The organism is Nocardioides flavus (ex Wang et al. 2016), assembly GCF_014653115.1.
GTDB lineage: Bacteria > Actinomycetota > Actinomycetes > Propionibacteriales > Nocardioidaceae > Nocardioides > Nocardioides flavus.
Map to the genome: position 1 here is coordinate 147,780 of NZ_BNAD01000005.1, position 25,579 is coordinate 173,358.

Annotated in this window: 24 protein-coding genes and 1 tRNA gene; 13 read left to right on the forward strand and 12 right to left on the reverse strand. The window is 72.2% G+C overall.

Annotated features, from left to right (window positions below):
- From IE200_RS11165 to argS, 3 genes are read right to left on the reverse strand one after another with little or no spacing between them, the layout of a single operon-like run.
- Window positions 1-1,320 (reverse strand): homoserine dehydrogenase, encoded by a 1,320-nt coding sequence (locus tag IE200_RS11165; RefSeq protein WP_191279553.1) that lies wholly within the window; start codon window positions 1,318-1,320, stop codon window positions 1-3.
- Window positions 1,317-2,762 (reverse strand): diaminopimelate decarboxylase, encoded by a 1,446-nt coding sequence (gene lysA, locus IE200_RS11170; RefSeq protein ID WP_407940986.1) that lies wholly within the window; start codon window positions 2,760-2,762, stop codon window positions 1,317-1,319. The genes IE200_RS11165 and lysA overlap by 4 nt, the downstream gene beginning before the upstream one ends.
- A gap of 7 nt (window positions 2,763-2,769) precedes the next feature.
- Entirely contained in the window at window positions 2,770-4,425 is a 1,656-nt protein-coding gene (argS, locus tag IE200_RS11175; protein ID WP_191279554.1) for an arginine--tRNA ligase, read from the reverse strand.
- A gap of 95 nt (window positions 4,426-4,520) precedes the next feature.
- Between argS and IE200_RS11180 the strand changes: the two genes are divergently transcribed.
- The 3 genes from IE200_RS11180 to IE200_RS11190 all read left to right on the forward strand — a co-directional run bounded on the left by IE200_RS11180 (window position 4,521) and on the right by IE200_RS11190 (window position 6,778).
- Window positions 4,521-5,018: a thioesterase family protein gene (locus tag IE200_RS11180; protein WP_191279555.1), complete on the forward strand. Its 498-nt coding sequence runs from the start codon at window positions 4,521-4,523 to the stop codon at window positions 5,016-5,018.
- A gap of 65 nt (window positions 5,019-5,083) precedes the next feature.
- Window positions 5,084-5,156, forward strand: a tRNA-Arg gene (locus IE200_RS11185).
- Window positions 5,157-5,347: 191 nt separating this feature from the next.
- Entirely contained in the window at window positions 5,348-6,778 is a 1,431-nt protein-coding gene (locus IE200_RS11190) for a choice-of-anchor P family protein (RefSeq protein WP_191279556.1), read from the forward strand.
- Between the two features lie 27 nt (window positions 6,779-6,805).
- Here IE200_RS11190 and IE200_RS11195 read toward each other — a convergent pair whose 3' ends face one another.
- Together IE200_RS11195 and IE200_RS11200 are read right to left on the reverse strand one after the other, a co-directional pair.
- Entirely contained in the window at window positions 6,806-7,762 is a 957-nt protein-coding gene (locus tag IE200_RS11195; RefSeq protein WP_191279557.1) for an LCP family protein, read from the reverse strand.
- Entirely contained in the window at window positions 7,762-8,376 is a 615-nt protein-coding gene (locus IE200_RS11200) for a hypothetical protein (protein WP_191279558.1), read from the reverse strand. The genes IE200_RS11195 and IE200_RS11200 overlap by 1 nt, the downstream gene beginning before the upstream one ends.
- Window positions 8,377-8,559: 183 nt before the next feature.
- Here IE200_RS11200 and IE200_RS11205 point away from each other — a divergent pair, with 183 nt between their 5' ends.
- Genes IE200_RS11205 through IE200_RS11215 form a run of 3 tightly spaced genes read left to right on the forward strand, consistent with a single transcriptional unit; the run spans window position 8,560 to window position 13,059 of the window.
- Window positions 8,560-12,345, forward strand: a complete 3,786-nt coding sequence (locus IE200_RS11205) for a multifunctional oxoglutarate decarboxylase/oxoglutarate dehydrogenase thiamine pyrophosphate-binding subunit/dihydrolipoyllysine-residue succinyltransferase subunit (RefSeq protein WP_229856411.1) — start codon at window positions 8,560-8,562, stop codon at window positions 12,343-12,345.
- A gap of 12 nt (window positions 12,346-12,357) precedes the next feature.
- A complete protein-coding gene (locus tag IE200_RS11210; RefSeq protein WP_168218509.1) occupies window positions 12,358-12,534 on the forward strand; it encodes a DUF6104 family protein in 177 nt (58 codons plus the stop codon).
- Window positions 12,535-13,059, forward strand: a complete 525-nt coding sequence (locus IE200_RS11215; protein ID WP_191279560.1) for a nitroreductase family deazaflavin-dependent oxidoreductase — start codon at window positions 12,535-12,537, stop codon at window positions 13,057-13,059. It abuts the gene before it with no gap.
- Window positions 13,060-13,074: 15 nt separating this feature from the next.
- Here IE200_RS11215 and IE200_RS11220 read toward each other — a convergent pair whose 3' ends face one another.
- The 5 genes from IE200_RS11220 to IE200_RS11240 form a co-directional block, all read right to left on the reverse strand.
- The gene (locus tag IE200_RS11220; protein ID WP_191279561.1) at window positions 13,075-13,779 is read right to left on the reverse strand and encodes an SDR family oxidoreductase; all 705 of its coding nucleotides are present in this window, start codon (window positions 13,777-13,779) and stop codon (window positions 13,075-13,077) included.
- On the reverse strand, window positions 13,776-14,744 hold the full coding sequence (locus IE200_RS11225; RefSeq protein WP_191279562.1) for a zinc-binding dehydrogenase: 969 nt from the start codon (window positions 14,742-14,744) through the stop codon (window positions 13,776-13,778). The genes IE200_RS11220 and IE200_RS11225 overlap by 4 nt, the downstream gene beginning before the upstream one ends.
- 65 nt (window positions 14,745-14,809) lie before the next feature.
- On the reverse strand, window positions 14,810-16,417 hold the full coding sequence (locus IE200_RS11230) for an alpha-amylase family glycosyl hydrolase (protein ID WP_191279563.1): 1,608 nt from the start codon (window positions 16,415-16,417) through the stop codon (window positions 14,810-14,812).
- Window positions 16,417-17,589, reverse strand: coding sequence for an NAD(P)-dependent malic enzyme (locus IE200_RS11235; protein ID WP_191279564.1), 1,173 nt, complete (start codon window positions 17,587-17,589; stop codon window positions 16,417-16,419). The genes IE200_RS11230 and IE200_RS11235 overlap by 1 nt, the downstream gene beginning before the upstream one ends.
- A gap of 20 nt (window positions 17,590-17,609) precedes the next feature.
- The gene (locus IE200_RS11240; RefSeq protein WP_229856412.1) at window positions 17,610-17,978 is read right to left on the reverse strand and encodes a S24/S26 family peptidase; all 369 of its coding nucleotides are present in this window, start codon (window positions 17,976-17,978) and stop codon (window positions 17,610-17,612) included.
- Window positions 17,979-18,028: 50 nt separating this feature from the next.
- Between IE200_RS11240 and sodN the strand changes: the two genes are divergently transcribed.
- From sodN to IE200_RS11260, 4 genes are all read left to right on the forward strand, one after another.
- Window positions 18,029-18,430, forward strand: a complete 402-nt coding sequence (gene sodN / locus IE200_RS11245) for a superoxide dismutase, Ni (RefSeq protein WP_191279565.1) — start codon at window positions 18,029-18,031, stop codon at window positions 18,428-18,430.
- Window positions 18,431-18,650: 220 nt separating this feature from the next.
- Entirely contained in the window at window positions 18,651-19,289 is a 639-nt protein-coding gene (locus IE200_RS11250; protein ID WP_191279566.1) for a GNAT family N-acetyltransferase, read from the forward strand.
- A 55-nt stretch (window positions 19,290-19,344) separates the two neighbouring features.
- Entirely contained in the window at window positions 19,345-19,761 is a 417-nt protein-coding gene (locus tag IE200_RS11255; protein ID WP_191279567.1) for an ATP-binding protein, read from the forward strand.
- 1 nt (window position 19,762) lies between these two features.
- On the forward strand, window positions 19,763-20,611 hold the full coding sequence (locus tag IE200_RS11260; protein WP_191279568.1) for an RNA polymerase sigma factor SigF: 849 nt from the start codon (window positions 19,763-19,765) through the stop codon (window positions 20,609-20,611).
- A gap of 24 nt (window positions 20,612-20,635) precedes the next feature.
- Here IE200_RS11260 and IE200_RS11265 read toward each other — a convergent pair whose 3' ends face one another.
- The gene (locus tag IE200_RS11265; RefSeq protein ID WP_191279569.1) at window positions 20,636-21,055 is read right to left on the reverse strand and encodes a hypothetical protein; all 420 of its coding nucleotides are present in this window, start codon (window positions 21,053-21,055) and stop codon (window positions 20,636-20,638) included.
- A gap of 172 nt (window positions 21,056-21,227) precedes the next feature.
- Here IE200_RS11265 and IE200_RS11270 point away from each other — a divergent pair, with 172 nt between their 5' ends.
- Window positions 21,228-21,479 (forward strand): WhiB family transcriptional regulator, encoded by a 252-nt coding sequence (locus IE200_RS11270; RefSeq protein ID WP_056601527.1) that lies wholly within the window; start codon window positions 21,228-21,230, stop codon window positions 21,477-21,479.
- A gap of 8 nt (window positions 21,480-21,487) precedes the next feature.
- Here the strand turns inward: IE200_RS11270 and IE200_RS11275 are convergent, their stop codons facing one another.
- Window positions 21,488-22,957 (reverse strand): sensor histidine kinase, encoded by a 1,470-nt coding sequence (locus IE200_RS11275; RefSeq protein ID WP_191279570.1) that lies wholly within the window; start codon window positions 22,955-22,957, stop codon window positions 21,488-21,490.
- A gap of 82 nt (window positions 22,958-23,039) precedes the next feature.
- Here IE200_RS11275 and IE200_RS11280 point away from each other — a divergent pair, with 82 nt between their 5' ends.
- Both IE200_RS11280 and IE200_RS11285 read left to right on the forward strand, forming a co-directional pair.
- Window positions 23,040-23,894, forward strand: a complete 855-nt coding sequence (locus IE200_RS11280; protein WP_191279571.1) for a DUF2785 domain-containing protein — start codon at window positions 23,040-23,042, stop codon at window positions 23,892-23,894.
- 9 nt (window positions 23,895-23,903) lie between these two features.
- Window positions 23,904-25,574: an acetolactate synthase gene (locus tag IE200_RS11285; protein ID WP_191279572.1), complete on the forward strand. Its 1,671-nt coding sequence runs from the start codon at window positions 23,904-23,906 to the stop codon at window positions 25,572-25,574.
- Window positions 25,575-25,579 lie beyond the last annotated feature (5 nt).

A 25,579-nucleotide genomic window follows, 5' to 3' on the forward strand; every position in this document is an offset into this window, starting at 1 on the left:
TCATTCGTCCCCGCCCTCCACGCGCATCACGGAGGTGACCTCACGCACGATGTCCATGCTCCGCAGCTGCTCCACGGTGGCGCTGAGCGCGGCGTCGGGCGCGGCGTGCGAGACGACGACGAGCTGGGCGTCGGCCCCGCGGCCCTCCTGCCGCACCGTCTGGATCGACACGTCGTGGTCGGCGAACGCGTTGGCGACCGCAGCGAGCACGCCAGCGCGGTCGTCGACGTCGATGGCGACGTGGTAGCGGGTGCGGGTCTCCCCCATCGGCAGCACGGCGCGGTCGGCGTACGCGGACTCCCCCGCCCCGCGGGTCTCCGCGAGCCGGTTGCGCGCGACCGTCACGAGGTCGCCGAGCACCGCACTCGCGGTCGGGGAGCCGCCCGCACCGGGGCCGTAGAACATCAGCTGGCCGGCGGCCTCGGACTCGACGAAGACGGCGTTGTAGGCCTCGCGGACACTGGCGAGCGGGTGCGAGCGCGGGATCATCGCGGGGTGCACGCGCGCGGCCACCTGGTCCTGGCCGTCGGGGCCGGGCCGCAGCTCGCAGATCGCGAGGAGCTTGACGACCGCGTCCATGTCGCGGGCGCTGGCCACGTCGGCGGCGGTGACCTCGGAGATGCCCTCGCGATAGACGTCGGAGGCGGTGACGCGCGAGTGGAAGGCCAGGCTCGCCAGGATCGCCGCCTTGGCCGCGGCGTCGAAGCCCTCGACGTCGGCGGTCGGGTCGGCCTCGGCGTAGCCGAGCTCCTGGGCCTCCTCGAGGGCTTCGGAGAACCCGGCCCCCGAGGTGTCCATCTTGTCGAGGATGAAGTTGGTGGTGCCGTTGACGATGCCGAGCACCCGGGTCACCTTGTCGCCGGCCAGCGACTCGCGCAGCGGCCGCAGGATCGGGATGGCGCCGGCGACGGCGGCCTCGTAGTAGAGGTCGCGCTCGGCCTTGGCGGCCGCCTCGAAGAGGGTCGGTCCGTCCTCCGCGAGCAGGGCCTTGTTGGCCGTCACGACGCTGGCCCCGTGCTCCAGCGCGGAGAGGATCAGCGACCGGGCCGGCTCGATGCCGCCGATCACCTCGACGACGAGGTCGACGTCGTCGCGGGCGACGAGGCCCTGGGCGTCGGTGGTCAGCAGGCCCTCGGGGACCTCGACGTCGCGCGGCGCGTCGAGCCGGCGTACGGCGACCCCCACGAGCTCGACGGGCGCCCCGACCCGGGCGGCGAGGTCGTCGCGCTGCTCGCCGAGCAGCCGCACCACCTGCGAGCCGACCGCTCCGCAGCCGAGCACGGCCACGCCCAGCGGTCGCTGCTTGTCATGCTCAGTCATGAAACACCCACATCGGTCGCGAACAGGTCGGCCTCAGTCTCTCGTCGCAGGACGGTGTAAGTCTTCCCGTCCCGAACTCCGATCACCGGAGGACGCAGCGCGTGGTTGTAGTTGGACGCCATGGATCTGCAGTAGGCGCCGGTGCCGGGCACCGCGACGAGGTCGCCGGGGCGTACGTCGCCGGGCAGGAACTCGTCCTTGACGACGATGTCGCCGGCCTCGCAGTGCTTGCCGACCACCCGCGACAACGCGGGCTCGGCGCCGGAGGGGCGCGAGGCGATGGTGGCGGAGTAGTCGGCGTCGTAGAGGGCGGTGCGGATGTTGTCGCTCATGCCGCCGTCGACCGAGACGTACGTCCGCACGACCCCGCCGTCGAGGGCGACCTCCTTCACCGTGCCGACCTCGTAGACCGTGCACATGGCGGGTCCCACGATCGCCCGGCCGGGCTCGATCGAGAGCCGGGGCACGGTGATGCCGAGCGCACGGCACTCGTGCTCCACGATGCTCGTCACCTCGCTCGCGAGCTGTGCGGGCTCCGAGGGGTCGTCCTGGGTGGTGTAGGCGATGCCGAAGCCGCCGCCGAGGTCAATCTCCGGCATCTCCACCCCGATCGCTTCGCGCACCGTCGCGTGGAGCGCCAGCACCCGACGGGCCGCGACCTCGAAGCCGGAGGTGTCGAAGATCTGGCTGCCGATGTGCGAGTGCAGGCCGAGCAGCTCCAGCCCGGGCGCGGCGTGCACGCGGCGCACGGCCTCGAGGGCGTCGCCGCTGGCGATCGAGAAGCCGAACTTCTGGTCCTCGTGGGCGGTCGCGATGTACTCGTGGGTGTGGGCCTCGACGCCTGCGGTCACGCGGACCATGACGCCGACCGGGCCTCGTGCCGGGCCCCGGGAGCCCTCCTCGACCAGCGGCCGCGTGAGCTCGGCGAGCCGCTCGATCTCGTGGAACGAGTCGACGATGACCCGGCCCACGCCCAGCCCGACCGCGCGCTCGAGCTCGGCGACCGTCTTGTTGTTGCCGTGGAAGCCCACGCGCTCCATCGGGAAGCCGGCCCGCTCGGCGACCGCGAGCTCGCCGCCGGAGCAGACGTCGAGCGACAGCCCCTCCTCGGCCAGCCAGCGCACGACCGTGGTGCAGAGGAAGGCCTTGCCGGCGTAGTAGACGTCGTAGGAGGCGAACGCGTCGCGGAACGCGCTCGCCCGGGCGCGGAAGTCGGCCTCGTCCAGGACGTACGCCGGGGAGCCGTGCTCGCGCACCAGCTCGGGCAGCGGGACTCCCCCGACGCTCAGGACGCCGTCGTCCTTGGTGGCCGTCCGAGGCCAGAGCGAGGGCACCAGCGCGTCGGGGTCGCGGGGCTCGCGCAGCCAGTGCGGGCCGCCGGGGCGGTTGGCCCGCAGCGCGCCGTCCGCGTGCGCCCAGCCGGAGGGGTGTGCAGTCGGCACGACCGCCTCACATCCTCTCGGGGGCCGAGACGCCGAGCAGCTCGAGACCGTTGGCGAGGACCACTCGCGTGGCGTCGACCAGCATCAGCCGTGCCCGGTGGAGGTCGGAGGTCTCCTCGTCGCCGCGGGGCAGCACGCGGCAGCTGTCGTAGAAGCGGTGGTAGGTGCCGGCGAGCTCCTCGAGGTAGCGCGCGACGCGGTGCGGCTCACGCAGCTCCGCGGCCGCCTTGACCACGCGCGGGAACTCCGCGAGGGCGCGCAGCAGCTCGCCCTCCTTCTCGTGGCTGAGCAGCTCGGGGTGCGACTCGGCGGTGACGCCGAGGTCGGCGGCGTTGCGCATCAGGCTGGACACGCGGGCGTGGGCGTACTGGACGGTGAAGACCGGGTTGTCGTTGGTGGCGCGCGACCACAGGTCGAGGTCGATGTCGATGGGGCTGTCGCTGTGGTAGCGGGCCAGCGCGTAGCGGCTGGCGTCGACGCCGATGGCGTCCACGAGGTCGTCGATGGTGACGACCGTGCCGGCGCGCTTGGACATCCGCATCGGCTGGCCGTCCTTGAGCAGGTTGACCATCTGGCCGATGAGGATCTCGAGGTTCTTGCCCGGCTCGTCGCCGAAGGCGCTGCACATGGCGTTCATCCGGCCGACGTAGCCGTGGTGGTCGGCGCCGAGCATGATGAAGCAGCGGTCGAAGCCGCGCTCGCGCTTGTCGAGGTAGTAGGCCAGGTCCCCCGAGAGGTACGCACCCCTGCCGTCGGACTTGATGATCACCCGGTCCTTGTCGTCGCCGAACTTCTCGGTCGCGAGCCAGGTCGCGCCGTCCTGCACATAGGTGTTGCCGAGCTCGGTCAGGCGTTCGACGGCGTGCGCCACGGCACCGCTGCGGTGCAGGTCGTCCTCGTGGAAGTAGACGTCGAAGTCGACGCGGAAGTCGTGCAGCGACTTCTTGATCTCGGTGAACATCATCTCGACGCCGACCTCGCGGAAGACCTCCTGGGCCTGCGCGTCGTCGAGGTCCTTGACGTCCGGGCGCTGCTGCACGACGGCCGCGGCGATGTCGTGGATGTACTGCCCGCCGTAGCCGTCCTCGGGGGCCGGCTCGCCCTTGGCGCTGGCGAGCAGCGAGGAGCTGAACCGGTCGATCTGCGCGCCGTGGTCGTTGAAGTAGTACTCGCGGGTGACGTCGGCGCCGGTCTTCTCGAAGATCCGGCCCAGCGCGTCCCCGACCGCGGCCCAGCGCACGCCGCCGAGGTGGAGCGGGCCGGTCGGGTTGGCCGAGACGAACTCGAGGTTGATCTTCTCCCCCGCGAAGGCGTCCGAGGAGCCGTACGCCGCCCCTGCCGTGACCACGTCGGCCGCGACCTGGCCCTGGGCCCCGGCCTCGACGGTGACGTTGAGGAAGCCCGGACCGGCGACCTCGACCTCGGCGATGCCGTCGGCGGCCCGCAGGCGCTCGGCGACGAGGTCGGCGAAGGCGCGCGGGTTGGTCCCGGCCTTCTTGGCCAGCTGGAGGGCCACGTTGGTGGCGTAGTCGCCGTGCCCCTTCTGCCGGGGTCGCTCCACCGTGACCTGGGTCGGCACGCCGTCGGGCAGCGTGATCGTGCCGTCGGCCACGAGGGAGGCCAGCACGTCGACGATGGTCTGGGAGAGCTGCTCGGGATTCACCGGGCAAGCCTATCGGCGGGCCGCCGCACGGGCCGAACCGGTTTCACGCCGTGGCCACGGTCGCGCCGCGTACGTCCTGCCCTAGGGTCCTGCCTGTGACGACACACCCGACCTACGACCAGCTGATCGACCTCCCGGCCTACGTCGAGCAGCCCGTGCCGATGCCGTTCGAGGACATCAACGGCCACCTCAACGTCCGCCACTACATCGGCATCGCCAGCGAGGGCCTCGACGAGTCGCTGGTCGAGGTGGGCATCCCGCAGATGTGGCCGCTGACCCACGGCCACGCCTGCTTCACCGCCGAGCACCACGTCACCTACCTCCACGAGCTGCGCACCGGCGACACGATGTCGGCCCGCGTGCGCCTGCTCGGCCGCTCCGAGCGCGCCGGGCACGGCCTCGTCTACCTGCTCGACGAGACCCACGAGCGGGTGGCGTGCGTGGTCGAGGAGATCTTCCTCCACATCGACCTCGAGACCCGGCGTACGGCGCCGTGGCCCGAGGAGGTCGCGAGCGCGCTCGACGCGCGGATCGCCGAGCACGCCGCGCTGCCCTTCCCTGCCGCGACGTCGGGTTCCCTCGCGCTCCGCTAGGCGGTTTCACCACCGCGCCGCACGACCGGTAGTGTTCACCGCGCACCGGCCGACGGCCGGTGCGGGCCTCCGTAGCTCAGGGGATAGAGCACTGGTTTCCGGTACCAGGTGCCGCAGGTTCGAATCCTGCCGGAGGCGCCCTCTCGCACGGCTCGACACCAGGCCCGGACCCCCAGAGGTCCGGGCCTGGTGTCGTCGTACGGGGTGCCGCCTCCACGATCCCGTCGTCCGTCACCAATCGGGTCGCCCGTCGTTGTGGGGGCGAGGGAGCTACCGGCCGGTCACCTGGCGGGTCGCGCGTCGGCTCCCCGGGAACCCTGGGAGGGGACATGGGACACATGGACGAGCAGGTGCGTACGGGGCTGCGGCGGGGGTTCGCCGGCGCGGTCGGCATCGGCCTCGCCGCCTCGCTCACTCTGGCCGCCGGGATGGCACCCGCAGGGGCGAGCGGCGGCGACGACGCCCGCGCGGCGGCGGACCAGCTCACGAAGTTCGGCTACCGCGGCGACGTCTACGGCGTGAAGCTGGTGACCGACAGCGTCGAGGCCCTCAACGTGAAGGACGCGCACGCCCAGCAGCTCTGCACCCGCGCCGCGGACCGGGTCGTGGAGCAGCAGAGCGCGGTGTCGGTCCCGGACAACCCCCTCATCCGCGTGTCGGCCAGCACCAGCCGCACCCGGACGTACGTCGACGGCGCCACCCACGGCGTACGCGGCACGAGCACCATCGGCGACATCAGCATCGGCGGCACCGTGGGGCCCCTCACCACGCCCCGGTTGGTGATCAAGGGCCTGGAGACGACGGCGCACGCCTTCCACACCCCGCAGGGCTTCGGCCACGACGAGGGCTTCACCTTCGCGAGCATCTCCCTCGAGCTGCTCGACGACACGGTCGTGCAGCAGCTGCCGCCGGAGCTGCAGCAGCTCCTCGCCCCCCTCGACCAGGTCACCGACACCGTCTTCACCGGCACCCAGCAGACAGCACAGGAGGTGTTCCAGGTGCTGAGCGACGTGACGAAGCCGATCGTGATCCCGGGCCTGGGTTCCATCGCGCTGGGCTACGAGAACGGACGCGCCAACAGCCACAACGCCCAGTCGCAGGCCTCGGCCCTGCGGATCGAGGTCACCGCGGGTGAGCGGCGCCAGCTCGTCGAGCTCGGCACGGCCCGGGTCCGGATGGGCGGGCCCGCCCCGGTCGGCGTGTTCCGCTCCGGCGGCACCGCGATGGACTACCAGGTGCTCGACGGTGCGCTGAGGTTCGGCAACGTCCAGCACAAGGCCCTCCCGTGCCAGGGCACGCGCGGGCGCACCCAGACCTACCAGGTCCCGCACGCCAGCCAGCTGCTCCCGGTGCCGGTGGTCCTCGACGGCGTGACCTACCAGGTCAACGGCGACCAGCTCCGCCGCAAGAAGGTCGCCAAGGGCTGGTCCCGCTCCGCGATCAGGTCGGTCTCGATCCCGACGGCGCAGCTCGTGATCACCGACGTCAGCTCGCGCGTGGCGATGCGGCAGAAGGCGGGCAAGCGGGTCGGCTCGAAGGTCTCGACCGCGGTCGGGTCGATCACCGTCGGCGGCCAGCCGGTGGAGGTCCCCGCGCCCGGTGGGGTGGTGGAGCTGCCCAACGGGGCCGGCGAGATCCAGCGCCAGCTCGTCGACACGGGCTTCCGCGGGTCGCAGGTGATCGGGCTGCGGATCAAGCTCTACTCCGAGGCGGTCGTGATCGACCTGGCCCGGACGGCCGGGCGCATCTACCCCCGCTGAGGCCTGCGGCGCCAGCCCTCCGCTGCCTCAGCAGCCGCGGAGGGTGGCGTCCCGCCGGGCCTCGCGCCCCAGCCTGCGCGCCTGGGCGACGTCGGGGAACACCACGCTGGCCGCGCCCACGGAGCCGATCCGGCCGCGCACCACGCACGTGGTGATGCGACGCGGGTCGACCTGCGCGACGGCCTGGGCGATCTCGAAGAGCTCGACGGGCGAGGCGTTGGTGTCGGTGTGCGCCATCACGGTCATCACGCCCCGCTCGATGAAGCCGGGCACGTCGGCCTGCGACCGGATGCGGGCGTGGATGCCGCGCAGGGTGCGCTGCTGGTTGGCCGAGCGGTCGAAGTCACCACCGGCGAGGTTGTAGCGGATCCGCGAGAACGCCATGGCGTCGTAGCCGCCGAGACGGATGCGTCCCTTGCGGAAGCCCTCCTTCTTGAGGTTGGGGTCCCAGAAGCGGCGCGGGTTGGTGACGGTGATGCCGCCGATGTCGTCGATCATGTCCTCGAAGAACGGAAATCGGGTCACCATCACGTAGTCGGGCTCGATGCCGACCAGGTTGCGCATCGCGCCGGCCATGCCGCGCGGTCCCGCGAAGTAGAGGGCGGAGTTGATCTTCTCCCGGCCGTGACCGGGGATGGCGACCCACGAGTCGCGTGGCACGCCGATGGCCGTGGCGGCCCCCGTGCGGGTGTTGATCCCGACCATCTGGAGCGCGTCACCGCGCGCCCGGGTCATGGCCTGGCCCGGCCGGGCGTCCGAGCCGACAGCCAGGATCCACACGACGTCGTCGCCACCGGTGGCCACGCCCTGCGCGTGCCGGATCTTCATCAGCGCGACGTCGGTGGGCTGCACCGCGGACTGCGGCACGACGAGGGCCGTCAGGCCGAGCACCGTGGCGAGCACGACGCTCCGGCTCCAGCGGCGCGCGCGGCGTACGTGGCGTACGTGGCGTACGTGGCGTACGTGGCGGGCGAGGGTGTCCATCACCGCGATCCCTTCGCGAGGTCGTAGCCGAAGATGCGCCAGGCCCCGCGCTTGCGGGTGAGGAACAGGCGCCCGCGGACCGTCGTGGTGCCGGTCTTCGACCCCGTGGTGTCGAACCTCAGCAGGACGTGGGCCGTCACGGTGCGCGCCCGGCCGCGCGTGGCGAGGATGTCGACCATCACCGAGCGCTTGCGAGCCGCGACGGCGTCGATGCGGGAGCCGCCGGTCTGGTTGGTGAGCAGCGCCTTGTCGGCACGTGCCCTCCGCTCCGCCGCGTCGGTGAAGCCCGGGAAGGCGGACGGGAAGCTCCGGCGCGGGTAGGTGCCGCCGAGGTACGCCGCCTCCCACCAGCGGTCGACGACCGCGCCGACCTGCCTGCGCACGGCCTTGCGGCGGGCGTCGGGGAGGCGGCCGAACACCCGGTGGATCGTCGTCCTCGTCGGCACCGGCTGCGAGGCCAGCCTCACCTGCGCGTCGCCGCGGCTGAGCCGCTCCGGGGCGGCGGAGGGTTGGGCGGTGGACTGGCACCCGGTCGAGACCGCCACGAGCAGGACGAGCAGGGGTGCGGCGAGCCGGCGGGCCCACGTGGTGCGGCCCGGTGAGGGGCAAGGCATGACGACTCCAGGCGGTGCGAGGGCGGTGCGGGGGGTGACGCGGGGGGCACGGGCGTGCCCGTGTGGGGCACACCATGCCCCAAAGGACGAGCCCGCCCCTGCATTTGCACGCGTGTGCGACTAGCCTTGTCGGCGACTTGGTGAATACCTCGCGCGATGAGATCTGGAAGAGGCGAAACAAGCGTGGCGCAGTCCCCGAACGGGCAGTCCGGCAACCAGTCCTCGGTTGCACCGTCATCTGATCTGGGAGCCAACGAGTGGCTCGTGGAGGAGATGAAGGAGCAGTACGACAAGGATCCTGCGAGCGTGGGGCCGGAGTGGGCGAAGTACTTCGGCAACGGGAGCGCCCCGGCCGAGGAGCGGGCGCCGGAGCCGGTGAAGGCCGCGGCCGCGCCCACCGCCCAGAAGACTGCCGAGAAGCCGGCTGACACCCCCGCCGCGAAGCCCGCCACGAAGCCCGCCGCGAAGCCGGCCGGATCGTCGGGCGCCACCTCGAAGCCGCGCCCCGCCGCCGCTGCGGACGAGCCCGCCAAGGGCACCAGCAAACCGGTCGCCAAGGACCCCAAGCCCGCCGCGCCGAGCCCTGCGAGCGACGAGCCGACCTACACCGTGCTGCGCGGCGCACCCGCCCGTACGGCCGCCAACATGGACGCCTCGCTGTCGGTGCCCACCGCGACCTCGGTCCGCTCGGTGCCGGTCAAGCTGCTGTGGGACAACCGCACCGTCATCAACAACCACCTCGCCCGCGCCCGCGGCGGCAAGGTCTCCTTCACCCACCTGATCGGCTACGCGCTGGTCAAGGCGCTGCGCTCGATGCCGGAGATGAACGTCGGCTACGAGGTCGTCGACGGCAAGCCCAACCTGATCACGCCGGCCCACATCAACCTCGGCCTCGCGATCGACATGCAGAAGCCCGACGGCACCCGCCAGCTGCTCGTCCCGAGCATCAAGGGCGCCGAGGCGATGGACTTCGCCGCCTTCTGGACCGCCTACGAGGACATGGTCCGCAAGGCGCGCGACGGCAAGCTCACCGTCGCCGACTTCCAGGGCACCACGATCTCGCTGACCAACCCCGGCGGCATCGGCACCGTGCACTCGGTGCCGCGCCTGATGTCCGGGCAGGGAGCCATCATCGGCGTCGGCGCGATGGAGTACCCCCCGGAGTGGCAGGGCGCCTCCGAGGAGGCCATCAACCGCAACGCGATCAGCAAGTCGATGACGCTCACCTCGACCTACGACCACCGCGTCATCCAGGGTGCGCAGTCGGGTGAGTTCCTCAAGCGCGTGCACAGCCTGCTGCTCGGCGAGAACGACTTCTACGACGAGATCTTCCGCTCGCTGCGCATCCCGTACGAGCCGATCCGCTGGGCGCGCGACGTGGTGGCCAGCCACGACGACGACATCGTCAAGCAGGCCCGGATCCTCGAGCTGATCCACGCCTACCGGGTCCGCGGCCACCTGATGGCCGACACCGACCCGCTGGAGTACCGCCAGCGCAGCCACCCCGACCTCGAGGTGGAGTCGCACGGCCTCACCCTGTGGGACCTCGACCGCGAGTTCGCGACCGGGTCGTTCGGGGGCGAGGGGCGCCGCTTCATGAAGCTGCGCAACATCCTCGGCATCCTGCGCGACTCCTACTGCCGCACCACCGGCATCGAGTACATGCACATCATGGATCCCGAGCAGCGCAAGTGGATCCAGGAGCGCGTCGAGCAGCCGCACGTGAAGCCGCCCCGCGAGGAGCAGCTGCGGATCCTGCTCAAGCTCAACCAGGCCGAGGCGTTCGAGACCTTCCTGCAGACGAAGTTCGTCGGGCAGAAGCGGTTCAGCCTCGAGGGTGGCGAGACGACGATCCCGCTGATCGACGAGATCTGCGAGGCCGCCGCCGAGACCGGCCTCGACGAGGTCACCATCGGCATGGCCCACCGCGGTCGCCTCAACGTGCTCGCCAACATCGTCGGCAAGAAGTACAGCCAGATCTTCCGCGAGTTCGAGGGCAACATCGACCCGCGCACCGTGCAGGGCTCGGGCGACGTGAAGTACCACCTCGGCGCGGAGGGCGAGTTCATCGCCGGCTCCGGTGACCGGATCAAGGTGTCCGTCGCGGCGAACCCCTCGCACCTCGAGGCGGTCAACCCGGTCCTCGAGGGCATCGCCCGCGCCAAGCAGGACATCCTCGACCAGGGCGAGAAGTTCCCGGTGCTGCCGCTGCTGGTGCACGGCGACGCCGCGTTCGCCGGCCAGGGCGTGGTCGCCGAGACGCTCAACCTCTCCCAGCTGCGCGGCTACCGCACCGGCGGCACCGTGCACGTGGTGATCAACAACCAGGTCGGCTTCACCACCGCGCCCGGGTCGTCGCGCTCCTCGCTCTACGCCACCGACGTGGCGCGGATGGTCCAGGCGCCGATCTTCCACGTCAACGGCGACGACCCGGAGGCCTGCATCCGCGTGGCGCGGCTGGCGTTCGACTACCGCCAGGCGTTCAACAAGGACGTCGTCATCGACCTCGTGTGCTATCGCCGCCGCGGCCACAACGAGGGCGACGACCCGTCCTACACCCAGCCGCTCATGTACGACCTGATCGAGCAGAAGCGCTCGGTGCGCAAGCTCTACACCGAGTCCCTCATCGGCCGTGGCGACATCACGGTCGAGGAGGCCGAGCAGGTCCTCAAGGACTACCAGCAGCAGCTCGAGCGGGTCTTCACCGAGGTGCGCGAGGCCAGCTCGGAGGCGCCCACCGAGTGGACGACCGTCCCCGACTACCCCGACAAGCCCGCCGGCGACTTCTCCACCGCCGTCAGCCTCGAGGTGCTCAAGCGCATCGCCGACAGCTACGTCACCCCGCCGGAGGACTTCACCGTCCACCCCAAGGTGATGCCGCAGCTCCAGCGCCGCTCCGCCGCGATCACCGACGGTCCCATCGACTGGGGCACCGGCGAGATCCTCGCCTTCGGCTCGCTGCTGATGGACGGGCGTCCCGTGCGCCTGGCCGGCCAGGACTCGCGGCGCGGCACGTTCGTCCAGCGGTTCGCCACGATCATCGACCGCACCAACGCCGACGAGTGGACCCCGCTGACCAACCTCACCGAGGACCAGGCGAAGTTCCACGTCTACGACTCGCTGCTCTCCGAGTACGCCGCTCTCGGCTTCGAGTACGGCTACTCCGTCGCACGGCCGGAGGCGCTGGTGCTGTGGGAGGCGCAGTTCGGTGACTTCGTCAACGGCGCACAGACCGTCATCGACGAGTTCATCTCCGCCGGCGAGACCAAGTGGCGCCAGCAGTCCGGCGTCGTGCTGCTGCTCCCCCACGGCTACGAGGGCCAGGGTCCCGACCACTCGTCGGCGCGCATCGAGCGCTTCCTGACGATGTGCGCCGAGGACGCGATGGTCGTCGCGCAGCCGTCGACCCCCGCGTCGTACTTCCACCTGCTGCGCCGCCACTCGCTCGGCGAGGAGCACCGTCCGCTGATCGTCTTCACCCCGAAGTCGATGCTCAAGCGCAAGGAGGCCGCCTCGCAGCCGGCCGACTTCGTGGGCGACACGACCTTCCGCGCGTTCATCGGCGACGACGCCGCGGACCGCGACAAGGTCGAGACGCTGCTGATGTGCTCGGGCCGCGTCACCTGGGACCTCATGGTCGAGCGGGGCAAGCGCGACAACGGCGACACCTTCGCCATCGGTCGCGTGGAGCGCCTCTACCCCAACCCCGTCGAGGAGATCCGCGCCGAGGTCGCCAAGTACCCCAACCTCAAGGCGATCCGGTGGGTGCAGGACGAGCCGCGCAACATGGGCCCGTGGCCGCACTACCAGCTCAACGTGTGGCCGCAGCTCGACCTGGTCGTCGAGCCCGTCACCCGTACGGCCTCCGCCTCGCCGTCGGTCGGCACGATCAAGCGCCACGTCGAGGAGCAGAAGGCCCTGCTGGACGCGGCCTTCGAGTCGCCCCACGCCCGCGGCACCGACTACTGAGGCAGGACCGGGGTGTACTTCACCGACCGCGGGATCGAGGAGCTGGAGAGGCGCCGGGGTGACGAGGAGGTCACCCTGGCCTGGCTCGCCGAGCAGCTGCAGGCCTTCGTCGACGCCCACCCCGACTTCGAGGTGCCGATCGAGCGGCTGGCCACCTGGCTGGCCCGTCTCGACGACCCGGAGGACTGAGTGCCGACCGGCCTCGCCGACGAGCTGGGCTATGCCCACTCCCCCGGCAACCCGCTGCACCGTTCGGTGCGGTGGGCTGCCGGCACCCGGGCCGGGGGGTGGGTGTTCTCCCGCACGCTGCGCCACCTCGACGACGCCGTCGGGCGGCTGTCCGGAGGCCGCCGGAGCGCGCCCGGCCTGCTCGCCGGCCTCGCCGTCCTCGACGTGACGACCACGGGCCGCCGGTCCGGCCGGCGGCGGACGAGCCACCTCATCGCGACCCCGTACGCCGGCGGGCTGGCGCTGCTCGGCACGAACTTCGGGCAGGCCGCGACCCCGGCCTGGGCGCTCAACCTCGAGGCCGACCCGCGGGCCACCGTGACCTATCGCGGCAGGTCGCGCGAGGTGCTCGCGCGTGCGGCCACGCAGGCAGAGGTCGCGGAGGTCTTCGCGCTGGCCGGCCGGTTCTACCCCGGCTACGCCCACTACCGTCGGCGCGTCGGAGACACCCGGAGGATCCGGGTGTTCGTGCTGGAGCCTGCCTGAGCCCGTGCGAGCGGCTCAGGTGCCCGGGCGGGGCACCACCGGGCGCACGGTCACGTCGGGGATGGTGGCGTCGGCCGGCAGGTCGATCACGTGCAGCAGCGTGTCGACGACCGTGTCGGCGCTGATCCAGCGGGAGGCGTCGTACGTCCGGCCCTCCTGCTCGTGCACCTTCTCCTGCATCGGCGTGGCGGTGCGGCTGGGATAGACCGTGCTGACCCGTACGCCGTGCTCGAGCTCCTCGGCCCGCAGCGCGTCGGCGAGAGCGCGCAGGCCGAACTTCGACGCGGCGTAGGCCGACCACTCGGCGCTGGCGCTCAGGCCGGCCGAGGAGTTCACGAACACGATCGTGCCGCGGCTCGCCCGCACGTGCGGCAGCAGCTCGCGGGTGAGCACGGCCGGGGCCGTGAGGTTGACGACGACCTGCTCCTCCCACGCGGCCAGCCGCAAGCGCTCGACCGGCGCGAGGTCGACCACGCCGGCCACGTGCACGAGGGAGTCGACCGGGCCGTCGACCTGACGGCCGAGGCCGTTGAGCGTCCCCGGGTCGGCGAGGTCGGCGACGAGCAGCTGGGCCGCCGGGAAGCTGCCGGCCAGCTCGGCGGCGCGCGCCTCGCTGCGGGCGAGGAGGACGAGGTCGTCGCCGCGCTCGGCGAGCCGGCGCGCCAGCGCCGCGCCGATGCCTGACCCGGCGCCGGTGAGGACGTGGCGCCGGCCGGTCATCGGGTGAAGACGATCTTGCCGAAGACGTCGCCCTCCGCCATCGCGGCGAAGCCCTCGCGCGCCTGGTCCATGGGGAGCGTGCGGTCCACGAGCGGGCGGGCGCCGGTGGCGTCGAGGAACCGCACGAGCCGGTCGAGCTCGGCACGCGTGCCCATGGTCGAGCCGATGACGGAGAGCTGGAGGAAGAAGATCCGGGTCAGCTGCGCGTCGTCGACGTCGGGACCGGAGGTGGTGCCGCTGATGACGATGCGGCCACCGGGGCGCAGCGAGCGGACCGAGTGGGCCCAGGTCGCCTTGCCGACGGTCTCCATGACGGCGTCGACCTTGACCGGCAGGCGAGCGCCGGACTCGAAGACCTCGTGGGCACCGAGCTCGAGGGCCCGCTGCCGCTTGGACTCGTCACGGCTGGTGGCCAGGACGGTCAGGCCCGCCGCGCGCCCGAGCGTGATGAGCGCGGTGGCGACACCGCCGCCGGCGCCCTGCACCAGGACGGTCTCGCCCGGCTGGCAGGCGCCCTGCACGAAGAGCATCCGGTAGGCGGTGAGCCACGCCGTCGGCAGGCACGCGGCCTCCTCGAACGAGAGCGAGGCGGGCTTGGGCACGAGGTTGCGGCGCGGGACGACGACCTGGTCGGCGAAGGTCCCCTGGTGACGCTCGGAGAGCAGCGAGCGCCCGGGGTCGTCCGCCTCGTCACCGGTCCAGGCGGGGTCGCCGACGACTCCGTGCACGACGACCTCGTTGCCGTCCTCGTCGACACCGGCGGCGTCGCAACCGAGGATCATCGGCAGCGCCTCCTGGCGCAGGCCGACGCCGCGCAAGGACCACAGGTCGTGGTGGTTGAGGCTGGCGGCCTTGACCGTGACCGTGGCCCACCCGTCCGGCGCCTCCGGGGCGGGGCGCTCCCCCACCACCAGGCCGCTCAGCGGGTCGTCGAAGTTGAAGGACTCGGCATAGACGGCGAACATGTCCCGACCCTAGCGAGTGGACCCACCGGTCCGCTGGCAGGTCCTGCCCGCGGACGCCCTCCGGCTCAGGCGAGCTCGAGGACGCCGTACCCGAAGCCGTCCACGCGCAGGCTCCCCGCCGCCACGTCGACGCCCTGCCCGAGGAGCAGCCTCGCCCCCGCCAGTCCGTCGACGTCCACCTCGGCGGGCTCTCGGCGCGGGTTGACCACGACGACGTGGGAGTCGCCGCGGCGCCAGGTGAACGGGTAGCCCTCGTGCAGGACGGTCGTCGGTGCGCGGCCGCCGAGGGCCGGGGTCGAGCGGCGCAGCGCGGCGAGCCGGCGTACGAGGTGCAGCGTCGAGCCGGGGTCCTGCTCCTGCGCGCTGACGGTCGGGCGGTCGGGGACGGGGTCGATGGGCAGGTAGAGGTCCTCGGGCGCGGCCGTGGAGAAACCGGCGTTCGGCGAGTCGTCCCACTGCATCGGCGTGCGGCAGCCGGAGCGGTTGTAGCCCGGGTTGCAGATCGAGCCCTCGACGTCGGGGAGCCCGGGCAGGTAGCGCATGCCGATCTCGTCGCCGTAGTAGAGCGACGGCACCGTGCCCCAGGTGAACAGGAACGTCAGCGCGGCGCCCAGCTCCTCGGGCGCACGGGGGTCGGTGCGCAGCCGGCTGAAGTCGTGGTCGGCGCTCCCCAGCAGCACCGGCCGGGCCGGGTCGTCCGCCTTCGCGGCCGCCCACCCGTCGAGGAAGGTGCGGGTCGTGCCCCGGCCGTCGGCGTGGAAGAACGCCTCGCCCGTGCGCTGGAACGGCAGGACGCCCGCCCCCTTGTTGTCGAACAGGCTCGCGTGCTCGGCGTGGATGACGAGGAAGAAGTCGGCGTCGAAGCCCGCGCCCAGCCCCGTGCGGGGCTCCTTGCCCTCGGGGATCAGCACGGCGTCGGGATGGGCCGAGGCCAGCCACGCCCGGAGGTCGCGCCAGATCTGCGTGGTCGCCACCGTCCCGGCGTTCTTGCCGCGGTCGTCCTTCACCAGCGAGAACGCCATGTCGACGCGGAACCCGGCGACGCCCTTGCTCAACCAGAAGTCGAGCACCTCTCGCAGCATCTCCTTGTTGCGCGTGGGGCCCGGGTCGTCGACCCCGTCGCGCCACGGCTCGCCCTCGGGTGTGGCGGTCCAGCCGAAGTTGAGGGCGGGCTGCTCGTCGTAGAAGTTCTTCAGGTACCAGCCGGGTCGTGGGCCGGGAGACGGCACCCAACCGGGCGTGCCGGGGACCGTGGAGTCCCACTCCCACGCCGGTAGCTCCTCGCACCACACGTAGCGGTCGCCGTCGGGGCTCGGGCCGTCGGCGTGGAGCTCGGCCTGGAACCACGGGTGCTCGATCGAGGTGTGTCCGGCGACGAGGTCGAGCAGCACCCGGATCCCCCGCTCGCGCGCCCGGTCGACGAGCTCGACGAGGTCGTCGTTGGTGCCGTAGCGCGGCGCGACCTGCAGGTAGTCGGAGACGTCGTAGCCCGCGTCGACGAACGGCGAGGCGAAGCACGGGTTGAACCAGATCGTGTCGACGCCGAGCGACTCGATGTGGTCCAGGCGCTCGATCACGCCACGGAGGTCGCCGATCCCGTCGCCGTCGGAGTCGGCGAAGGACTGGGGGTAGATCTCGTAGACGATCGCGTCGCGCAACCAGTCGCCGGCCATCAGCGGCGGGCCACCCCGTCGGCGCGGGCCGCGGCGGCGACCGCCTCGCGCACGGCTCCGGGGACCCGTGGGTCGAACGGGGACGGGATGATGTGGTCCTCGCCCAGGTCGTCGCCGACGAGCTCGGCGAGGGCCGTCGCGGCGGCGACCTTCATGCCCTCGGTGATGGCCGTGGCGTGGACGTCGAAGGCGCCGCGGAAGATGCCGGGGAACGCGAGCACGTTGTTGATCTGGTTGGGGAAGTCCGAGCGGCCGGTGGCCACGACCCGGGCGTACTTGTGGGCGAGGTCGGGGTGCACCTCGGGCGTGGGGTTGGCGAGGCCGAAGATGATCGCGTCGTCGGCCATCGAGGCGACGATCTCCTCGGGGACCTGGCCGCCGGAGACGCCGATGTAGACGTCCGCCCCGGCCATCACGTCGGCGAGCGTGCCGCGCCGGCCGAAGTGGTCGGCGGTGTCGCGCGCGAGCGCCGCCTTGACCTCCGTGAGGTCGGAGCGCTCGGAGTTGAGCACGCCCTGGCGGTCGAGGACCGCGATGTCCTTGATGCCCGCCTCGAGGAGGATGCGTGCCACGGCGACGCCGGCCGCACCCGCACCCTGCACCACGACACGTACGGTCGCGGCGTCGCGGCCCGTCAGCCGCAGCGCGTTGGTCAGCGCGGCGAGGGCGACGACGGCGGTGCCGTGCTGGTCGTCGTGGAAGACGGGGATGTCGAGCCGCTCCTTGAGCCGCGCCTCGATCTCGAAGCAGCGCGGTGCGGAGATGTCCTCGAGGTTGATGCCACCGAAGCTGGGCGCCAGCCGGACGACCGTCTCGATGATCTCGTCGACGTCGGTGGTGTCGAGGCAGATCGGCACCGCGTCGACGCCGCCGAACTGCTTGAACAGCACCGCCTTGCCCTCCATCACCGGCATCGCCGCGGCGGGCCCGATGTCGCCGAGGCCGAGGACCGCCGTGCCGTCGGTCACGACGGCGACCGTGTTGGGCACCCAGGTGTAGTGCTGGGTCATCGACGGGTCGGCCGCGATGGCCTCGCACACCCGCGCCACACCGGGCGTGTAGGCGAGCGACAGCTCGTCAGGGCCGCTCAGCGCGGCCGTCGAGAGGATCTCCATCTTGCCGCCGACGTGCAGGTCGAACACGGGGTCGCCGGCGTGCGGATGCGTTGCCATGCCGGCGATACTCGCACAGCTCAGTGGTCCCGGAGCCGGCGTCCCACGCGAGGCGTCGGCCACACCCGCAGCCGCACGACCGCCAGGACGTCGTCCTCGGCGACCGCTCCGCGGTGGCGGGAGTCGACCCCCTCGCCGGGGTTGTCGCTGAGCAGCCACCAGCCCGGCGAGCCGGAGCGCGTACGCCGCGGCTCGACCGCGCGCTTGACCGCCACGGTGCCGTCGACGAACCGCGCCACCACCAGGTCACCGGCGCGCACCGGGGCGCCGTAGCGCACGAGCAGCACGTCCCCCTCGCGCAGCGTCGGGAGCATCGACCGCCCGCGTACGACGGCGGTCCCGAAGGGCGCACCCCTGCGGGCGAGACCCCGCTGCTGACGCCCCTGCACGCGGAGTAGTGTCGCAGCAGATGCACATCGTCCCGAATGAGAGGAACCCGATGCTTCGCCACCTGCTCGCCCCCACTGTCGAGGTCTCCGCGCACTGCGACCTTCCGTGCGGCGTCTACGACCCCGCCCAGGCCCGCATCGAGGCGGAGTCGATCAAGGCGCTCATCGCCAAGGTCGCCGACAACGACGACCCCGACTTCCGCACCCGCGCGATCCTCATCAAGGAGCAGCGCTCCGAGCTGGTCAAGCACCACCTGTGGGTGCTGTGGACCGACTACTTCAAGCCCCCGCACTTCGAGAAGTACCCGCAGCTGCACACCCTCGTCAACGAGGCCACCAAGCTTGCCGGCGCCGCCGGCACCAAGGGTGAGCTCGACGCCGGCAAGGCCGACGAGCTGCTCGCCAAGATCGACGAGATCGCCGAGATCTTCTGGGAGACGAAGAAGGCCTGAGCAGGGGCGACGGAGTCGCGACTGCTCAGGCCTTCTTCTGAGCAGCTTGCTGCTTCGTCCCTCTCGGGCGACGGAGTCGCGACTGCTCAGGCCTTCTTCTGAGCAGCTTGCTGCTTCGTCCCTCCCCTCGCACGCCGCCCCGGTCCACCGACCGGGGCGGCGTTCGTACGTCCGGACGCGCCCGCGCTGGCTAGGCTCCGCGAGCGGAGGAGGAGCCCGAATGATCGAACAGGTCACCTTGCGTGACGGCACCGACGCCTTCGTCGTGCCCCTGGAGCGCACCGACAGGGCGACGCTCGCGGCCGAGTTCGAGACGCTGTCGCCCGAGTCGCGGCGGCGTCGCTTCCTGGCGCCCGTACGGCACCTGAGCGACACCATGCTGGACCACCTCGTCGACGACGTCGACGGGGTCAACCACGTGGCGCTCGTGCTGTGCGCGGAGACGCGACCCGACGTCTACGACCCGGTCGCGCTCGCGCGGATCGTGCGCTACGCCGACGTGACCGACGCCGCCGACCTGGCCGTGACGGTGAAGGACGACTGGCAGGGCCGGGGCGTGGCCACCGTCCTGCTCGAGGCGTTGCTGCGCGCTCGCCCCGCCGGCGTGAGACGTATCGTCACCGAGGTGCTGAAGGAGAACCCCGCCTCGCTCGCCATGCTGCGCCGGCTCGGCGAGCTGACGCTCGAGGACCAGGGCTCGGGGGTCTACGGCGTGGTCGTCGAGCTCGCCGAGCCGGCCGGGGTCGCCGCTCCCCCGCCGACGACCGGCGCGCCCGCGAGGTCCGCCCCGCTGCTGCACGATCCACGTCACCGGCTCGCGCTGCGCTCCCGCGACCAGGTGTGTCCGTGGTTCGCCTGACGGACCCGGCTAGGGTGGCCGGAGCATCGGCTTCGACGACGGGACCTTGACGCAGATGGCAGATCACACGGGGGGCGCTCGCGCCGACGTCGAGCTGCGGCTGCCCGCGGAGGGCGCCTACGCGACGATCGTTCGCACCACGGCGGCCGGCCTGGCGGCTCGGCTGGACTTCACGATCGACGACATCGAGGACCTGCGCATCGCCATCGGCGAGGCGAGCGCGCTCGCCATCCCCGAGGCCGACCCCGGCACCGACCTCGTGGCCTGCTTCTGGATCGGCCGGGGCTCGATGACCGTCGAGCTCGAGACCGAGGCCTCCGACGACCCCCCGCTCGACACCGAGAGCTTCGCCTGGCAGGTGCTCGACACGATGGCGCAGGACGCTACGGCCGGATCGGAGGGCGGACGCTTCCGGGTCCGCTTCACGGTCACGTCGTCGGTCGCTGCGGGAAGGACAGGTGCCGGGCTCTGACATGAGCGCAGACACGGGGGACACGGGGGACGACACCGCAGTGCGCGCTGCGGTCGAGCGGGAGATCGACGAGGACGTCGGGCTGGCCGGACTCGACCACGTGCGCGCGCGCAGCGCCGAGCTGTTCTCGGTGCTGCGCGACGAGGCCCAGGGCCCGGCCGCGCGCTCGGTGGCGCGCGACGACCTGGTGCACCTCCACCTGTCGCTGGTGGAGCACTGCGCGCGGCGCTTCCGCAACCGCGGCGAGCCCTTCGAGGACCTCGTCCAGGTCGGCACCATCGGTCTGATCAAGGCCGTCGACCGGTTCGAGACCGATCGCGGTGTCGAGTTCAGCACCTACGCGACCCCGACCGTGATCGGCGAGATCAAGCGCCACTTCCGTGACAAGGGGTGGGCGATCCGCGTCCCGCGGCGCCTGCAGGAGCTCCGCATGCAGATCGGCGGTGCCACCGCCGAGCTGACCCAGAGGCTGGGCCGCTCCCCCACGCCGCGCGAGCTGGCCGAGGTGATCGGGTGCACGGTCGAGGAGATCATGGAGGGCATCGAGTCCTCCCACGCCTACGCCACGCTCTCCCTCGACGCCTCCGACGACAACGACGACGGCCCCCCGGCGATCCTGGCCGGCCTCGGCATCGAGGACGCCAACATCGAGCACGTCGAGGTGCGCGAGTCGATCAAGCCGCTCCTCGAGGGCCTCGGTGAGCGTGAGAAGCGGATCTTGTTGCTGCGCTTCTTCAAGAACATGACGCAGTCGCAGATCGCCGAGGAGATCGGGGTCTCCCAGATGCACGTGTCGCGGCTGCTCACCCGCACGCTCGCGCAGCTGCGCACCTCGCTCGAGGCGGACTGACCCGGGCCTCTCGCACGCGGTCCCTCAGGGCCCCAGCCGGGAGTCGGCCTCCAGCGCCGCGGTGGTCGCGGGGTGGAGCAGCCCGGCCAGCACGACCAGCGCCACGGCGGCGAGCCCGACGGCGATCAGGGTGGTCGGCGCGTCGCGGAAGTTCCACGCCAGGCCCAGCTGGATCAGCTGCGCCATCACGACCGGCCCCCGCGCCCAGCGGTGCACCTTCCACAGCGACCACGCACACCAGGCCAGTCCCGCCGCCGCGGCGAGGAAGAACGCCGACGTCGTCAGACCCATGGTGAGCCGGATCGCGCGGAGGTTCGCCAGCTCGAGGACTCCCAGTGTGACGAGCACGAACGCCTCGACGGCCACGAGCGAGGCAGCCACCACGAGGGGCGGCGGCGCGGTAGTGTCGGGGGCAGGGGGATCAGCCTGAGGCGTTGCGGGCACCGGACCACACTAGTTGTGACCCACGTGACCAGCGTCAGGGGTTGTGTGAACGTTCAAGTCTTGCCAGTCTGGTCGCTGCCCATGCGGTGATCACACCGTCTGGCGCCCGGGCTCCGCTGAATGTCCGACAACAGCACCTGCCTGTGACGTAGAAAGAGGGATTCCCCCACTCATGGATTGGCGCAGCCGCTCCGCATGCCTCGACGAGGACCCTGAGCTGTTCTTCCCGATCGGCAACACCGGGCCCGCGATCCTCCAGATCGAGGAGGCCAAGCAGGTGTGCCGTCGCTGCGAGGTGCGCGAGCAGTGCCTGGCCTGGGCCCTCGAGGCGGGTCAGGACCACGGAGTGTGGGGTGGCCTCAGCGAGGACGAGCGCCGCGCGCTCAAGCGCCGCAACGCCCGCGCCCGCATCCGCACCGCCTGAGCAACGGCTCAGTCGACCGGCAGGTCGGCCTGCACCCGCGTGCCCCGGCTCCCGGGCCCGATCTCGAGCACACCGCCGAGCTCGGACTCCACGAGCGTGCGCACGATCGACAGGCCGAGCTGGGTCGAGGCGTCGAGATCGAAGTCCTCGGGCAGCCCGCGACCGTCGTCCTCGACGACGACGTGCAGCCGGCCCACGATCCGTCGGGCCGTGACGACGACGCGTCCGTCGCTGCCGGAGGGCACGCCGGCGTAGCCGTGCTCGACGGCGTTCTGCAGCAGCTCGGTGAGGACCATGGCCAACGGGGTCGCCGCCTCTGACGGCAGCTTGCCGAAGGAGCCCTCGCGGACCACGCGTACGGGCACCTCGACGCCGCTGACATCGACGACCATCGCACCGAGCCGGTCGGCGATCTCGTCGAAGTCGACGGTCTCCTCCACGGCGTGGCTCAGCGTCTCGTGCACGATCGCGATGGACCCGACCCGGCGTACGGCCTCCTCGAGCGCGGCCTTGGCGTCCTCCGCGCGCGTGCGGCGGGCCTGCAGCCGGAGCAGCGCGGCCACGGTCTGGAGGTTGTTCTTCACCCGGTGGTGGATCTCGCGGATCGTCACGTCCTTGGTCACGAGCTCGCGGTCGCGCCGGCGCAGCTCGCTGACGTCGCGCACCAGCAGCAGCGCACCGCTGCGTTCGCCCTCGGGGCGCAGCGGGATGCTGCGCACGATCAGCGTCACCTCGTCGGTGCCGACCTCGGTGGCGCGGCCGTCCCGGCCGCCGAGCACGGCGCTGAGGGTCTCCTCGTCGAGGCGCTTGCGCGCGGGCACCAGGTCGCGGGTCAGGTCGGTGAGGACGTGGCCGGCGAGGTCGCCCTGCAGGCCGAGGCGCCGGTAGGCCGAGAGCCCGTTCGGGCTGGCGTAGACCACCCGGCCCGCCGCGTCGAGGCGTACGAAGCCGTCCCCCACCCGGGGCGAGTCGGCGTGGTCGCTGCGCTGCCCGGGGAGCGGGAAGTGTCCCGCGGCGATCATCTGGGTGAGCTCGGCGGCGGTCTGGAGGTAGCTCAGCTCGAGCCGGCTCGGGGTGCGGATGCCGAGCAGGTTGGTGTTGCGCGCGATGGTCGCGATGACGCGTCCGGCACGGCGTACGGGGATGACCTCGACCCGCACCGGGACCGCGTCGCGCCACTCCGGGTCGCCCTCGCGGATTAGGCGGCCGGAGGCGAAGGCCTCGTCGAGCATCCGGCGCCGCCCGGTGGGGATGAAGGTGCCGAGGACGTCGTCGACGAGCGCGGTCGGTCCGGTCGTGGGGCGCATCTGCCCGCCGGCCCAGTAGCCCTTGCCCTCGCGGTCGGGGAGCCACAGCACGAGGTCGGCGAAGGACAGGTCGGCGAGGATCTGCCAGTCCGCCATCAGCAGCTGGAGCCACGCGACGTCGTCCTCGACGAGGTCGGTGTGGGCTCGCACGAGCTCGTGGAGGGAGGGCACGCGATCAGCCTAGGGCCACCACCGCAGGGGGCCCAACGGCCGGACTAGGGCCGCGACGGGGACGGCTGGCAGGATGGAGGTCATGTCGATCGGGTACTGGGACCAGGTGCAGGCGGCGGACTTCGAGGTCCCCGCCGACCGGCCCATCGACGACCTGACGGCCGAGCTGACCACCATGCTCGGCTCGACCCGGCCGGAGGTCCGCGACGGCACCGCCTACCCGGCCCTGGCCACCTGGATCGACCGTGGCGTCTACGACGACCTGCTCGCCGGGCTGGGCGACGGCATGGTCGCCGGCCTGACCGTCGGGATCGGCGAGACCGGCACCGACAGCGTGTTCCGCCGCAGCTTCAGCGCGCTGATCCTGGCCGAGTGCCTCGAGCGCGACAACAGCCGGCACCTGCTGCCGGGCGCCAAGATCCTCGACTGGGGCGACCGGATCGCGGTCTGGTTCCTCACCGAGCGCGACACGCGCGGCTACGTCCCCGACAAGGGCTGGGCCCACGCGGTCGCCCACGGCGCCGACACCCTCGGTGCGCTCGGTGAGTCGCCGCACCTCGCCGGCGCCGAGCACGCCGTGCTCCTCGACGTGCTCGCCGAGCGCCTTCTCGCGCAGCCGGCCGACCAACCGCTCGCCTCGGGTGAGCCGGACCGGATGGCGCACGCGGCGATGCGCATCCTGCGCCGCAACACGCTCGGCACCGACGTGCTCGAGCCGTGGGTGCACCGCATCGGGGCGGCCGCCAACCCGTTCCGCGGGCCCGTCGACCACGACCCGTTCGCTCACACTGCGGCCCCGCAGGCCTTCCTGCGCGCCCTGTTCGTCCACCTCTCGCTCGCCCCCGAGCCGCCGGGCGTGCGACCCGACCTGCTGCTGGTCGTGATCGAGGCGCTCCGGATGACCAACGCTCCCTACTTGTCAGTAGACAACCGCTAGCCTGCGGGCATGACCGAGATCACGGGGCACAGCGGCGAGCTCGCCGTCCAGGTCGCCCGCGCCCACGGCGTCGAGACGATGTTCACCCTGTCGGGAGCGCACGTGTTCCCGATGTACGACGGCGCGGTCAAGACCCAGCAGGAGGGCGCCGGGCCGTCGATGCGGCTGCTCGACGTCCGCCACGAGCAGACGGCCGCGTTCGCCGCCGAGGCCACCGGCAAGCTGACCCGCGTGCCCGGACTGGCTGTCCTCACCGCCGGGCCGGGCGTCACCAACGGGATCAGCGCGATCGCGCAGGCGCAGTTCGCCGGCTCCCCCATGGTCGTGGTCGGCGGCCGCGCACCGCAGAACCGCTGGGGCACCGGGTCCCTGCAGGAGCTCGACCAGCCGCCGATCATCGCGCCGGTCGCCAAGGCCGCCCGGACCCTGATGACCGCCGGCGACGTCGCGGCCGGGATCGACGAGGCCTTCACCCTCGCCCGCTCCAGCCACCGCGGCCCGGTCTTCGTCGACGTGCCCATGGACGAGTTCTTCAACTCCGCCTCGGGCGTCGTCGGCTCCGGTGAGGGCACCCGCGTCGAGCCCGACCCCGACGCGATCGCGGCCGTCGCCCGCCTCCTCGCGCAGGCCGAGCGCCCCGTGCTCATCCTCGGCACCGACGTGTGGGCCGACCACGCCGAGGCCGCCGCGCTGCGGTTCGTGGAGGACCTCGGCATCCCCACCCTCACCAACGGCATGGGCCGCGGCCTCGTGCCGGGTGGGCACCCCTCGCTCGTCACCAAGGCGCGCGGGGCCGCGCTGTCGGGCGCCGACCTCGTCGTGGTCGTCGGCACGCCCCTGGACTTCCGCCTCGGCTACGGCGTGTTCGGCGGCCCCGACAAGAACCCCGACGGCGCGTTCGCCAAGGTCGTGCACATCGCCGACTCCCCCGGTCAGGTCGCCGCGCACGCGGACCTCGCCGGCTCGGTCGCCGGCGACCTGACCACCGTCCTCGACGGCCTGCAGGCCGCCATCGAGAGTGGCCGGAAGCCCGACTGGCAGGCGTGGTCGGACCGGCTCGCCGACCAGGTGCGCGCCGCTGCCGCCCGCGACGCCGAGCTGCTCACCGCCGAGGCCGACCCGATCCACCCCGCCCGCATCTACGGCGAGCTGGTGCCGCGGCTCGCCGACGACTCGGTCGTCATCGGCGACGGCGGCGACTTCGTCTCGTTCGCCGGCAAGTACGTCGAGCCCAAGCGCCCCGGCGGCTGGCTCGACCCCGGCCCGTACGGGTGCCTCGGCGCCGGTCTCGGCGCGGCCATCGCCGCGCGGATCGCCCGGCCCAGCGCCCAGGTGACGCTGCTGCTGGGCGACGGCGCGGCCGGCTTCTCGCTGATGGACGTCGACACGCTCGTGCGCCACGACCTGCCGGTCGTGATGGTGATGGGCAACAACTCCGCCTGGGGCCTGGAGAAGGGCCCGATGCAGATGCTCTACGGCTACGACGTGGTCGCCGACCTGGCCCAGCGCACGCCGTACGACGAGGTGGTGCGGGCCCTCGGCGGTGCCGGCGAGACCGTCACCGACCCGAAGCAGATCGGCCCTGCCCTCGACCGGGCGTACGCCTCGGGGGTGCCCTACCTCGTCAACGTGATCACCGACGTCGAGGCGGCGTACCCGCGCAACACGTTCGGCATCTGAGGCAC

What these genes read in the sequence shown, in the direction of transcription:
- IE200_RS11230 (WP_191279563.1), bottom strand. Translation starts at nt 16,417, where the DNA reads ATGGCCGGCGACTGGTTGCGCGACGCGATCGTCTACGAGATCTACCCC.
- IE200_RS11235 (WP_191279564.1), bottom strand. Translation starts at nt 17,589, where the DNA reads ATGGCAACGCATCCGCACGCCGGCGACCCCGTGTTCGACCTGCACGTC.
- IE200_RS11285 (WP_191279572.1), top strand. Translation starts at nt 23,904, where the DNA reads ATGACCGAGATCACGGGGCACAGCGGCGAGCTCGCCGTCCAGGTCGCC.
- IE200_RS11165 (WP_191279553.1), bottom strand. Translation starts at nt 1,320, where the DNA reads ATGACTGAGCATGACAAGCAGCGACCGCTGGGCGTGGCCGTGCTCGGC.
- sodN (WP_191279565.1), top strand. Translation starts at nt 18,029, where the DNA reads ATGCTTCGCCACCTGCTCGCCCCCACTGTCGAGGTCTCCGCGCACTGC.
- IE200_RS11260 (WP_191279568.1), top strand. Translation starts at nt 19,763, where the DNA reads ATGAGCGCAGACACGGGGGACACGGGGGACGACACCGCAGTGCGCGCT.
- IE200_RS11250 (WP_191279566.1), top strand. Translation starts at nt 18,651, where the DNA reads ATGATCGAACAGGTCACCTTGCGTGACGGCACCGACGCCTTCGTCGTG.
- IE200_RS11270 (WP_056601527.1), top strand. Translation starts at nt 21,228, where the DNA reads ATGGATTGGCGCAGCCGCTCCGCATGCCTCGACGAGGACCCTGAGCTG.
- IE200_RS11225 (WP_191279562.1), bottom strand. Translation starts at nt 14,744, where the DNA reads ATGTTCGCCGTCTATGCCGAGTCCTTCAACTTCGACGACCCGCTGAGC.
- IE200_RS11200 (WP_191279558.1), bottom strand. Translation starts at nt 8,376, where the DNA reads ATGCCTTGCCCCTCACCGGGCCGCACCACGTGGGCCCGCCGGCTCGCC.
- IE200_RS11195 (WP_191279557.1), bottom strand. Translation starts at nt 7,762, where the DNA reads ATGGACACCCTCGCCCGCCACGTACGCCACGTACGCCACGTACGCCAC.
- IE200_RS11255 (WP_191279567.1), top strand. Translation starts at nt 19,345, where the DNA reads ATGGCAGATCACACGGGGGGCGCTCGCGCCGACGTCGAGCTGCGGCTG.
- IE200_RS11280 (WP_191279571.1), top strand. Translation starts at nt 23,040, where the DNA reads ATGTCGATCGGGTACTGGGACCAGGTGCAGGCGGCGGACTTCGAGGTC.
- IE200_RS11190 (WP_191279556.1), top strand. Translation starts at nt 5,348, where the DNA reads ATGGGACACATGGACGAGCAGGTGCGTACGGGGCTGCGGCGGGGGTTC.
- IE200_RS11220 (WP_191279561.1), bottom strand. Translation starts at nt 13,779, where the DNA reads ATGACCGGCCGGCGCCACGTCCTCACCGGCGCCGGGTCAGGCATCGGC.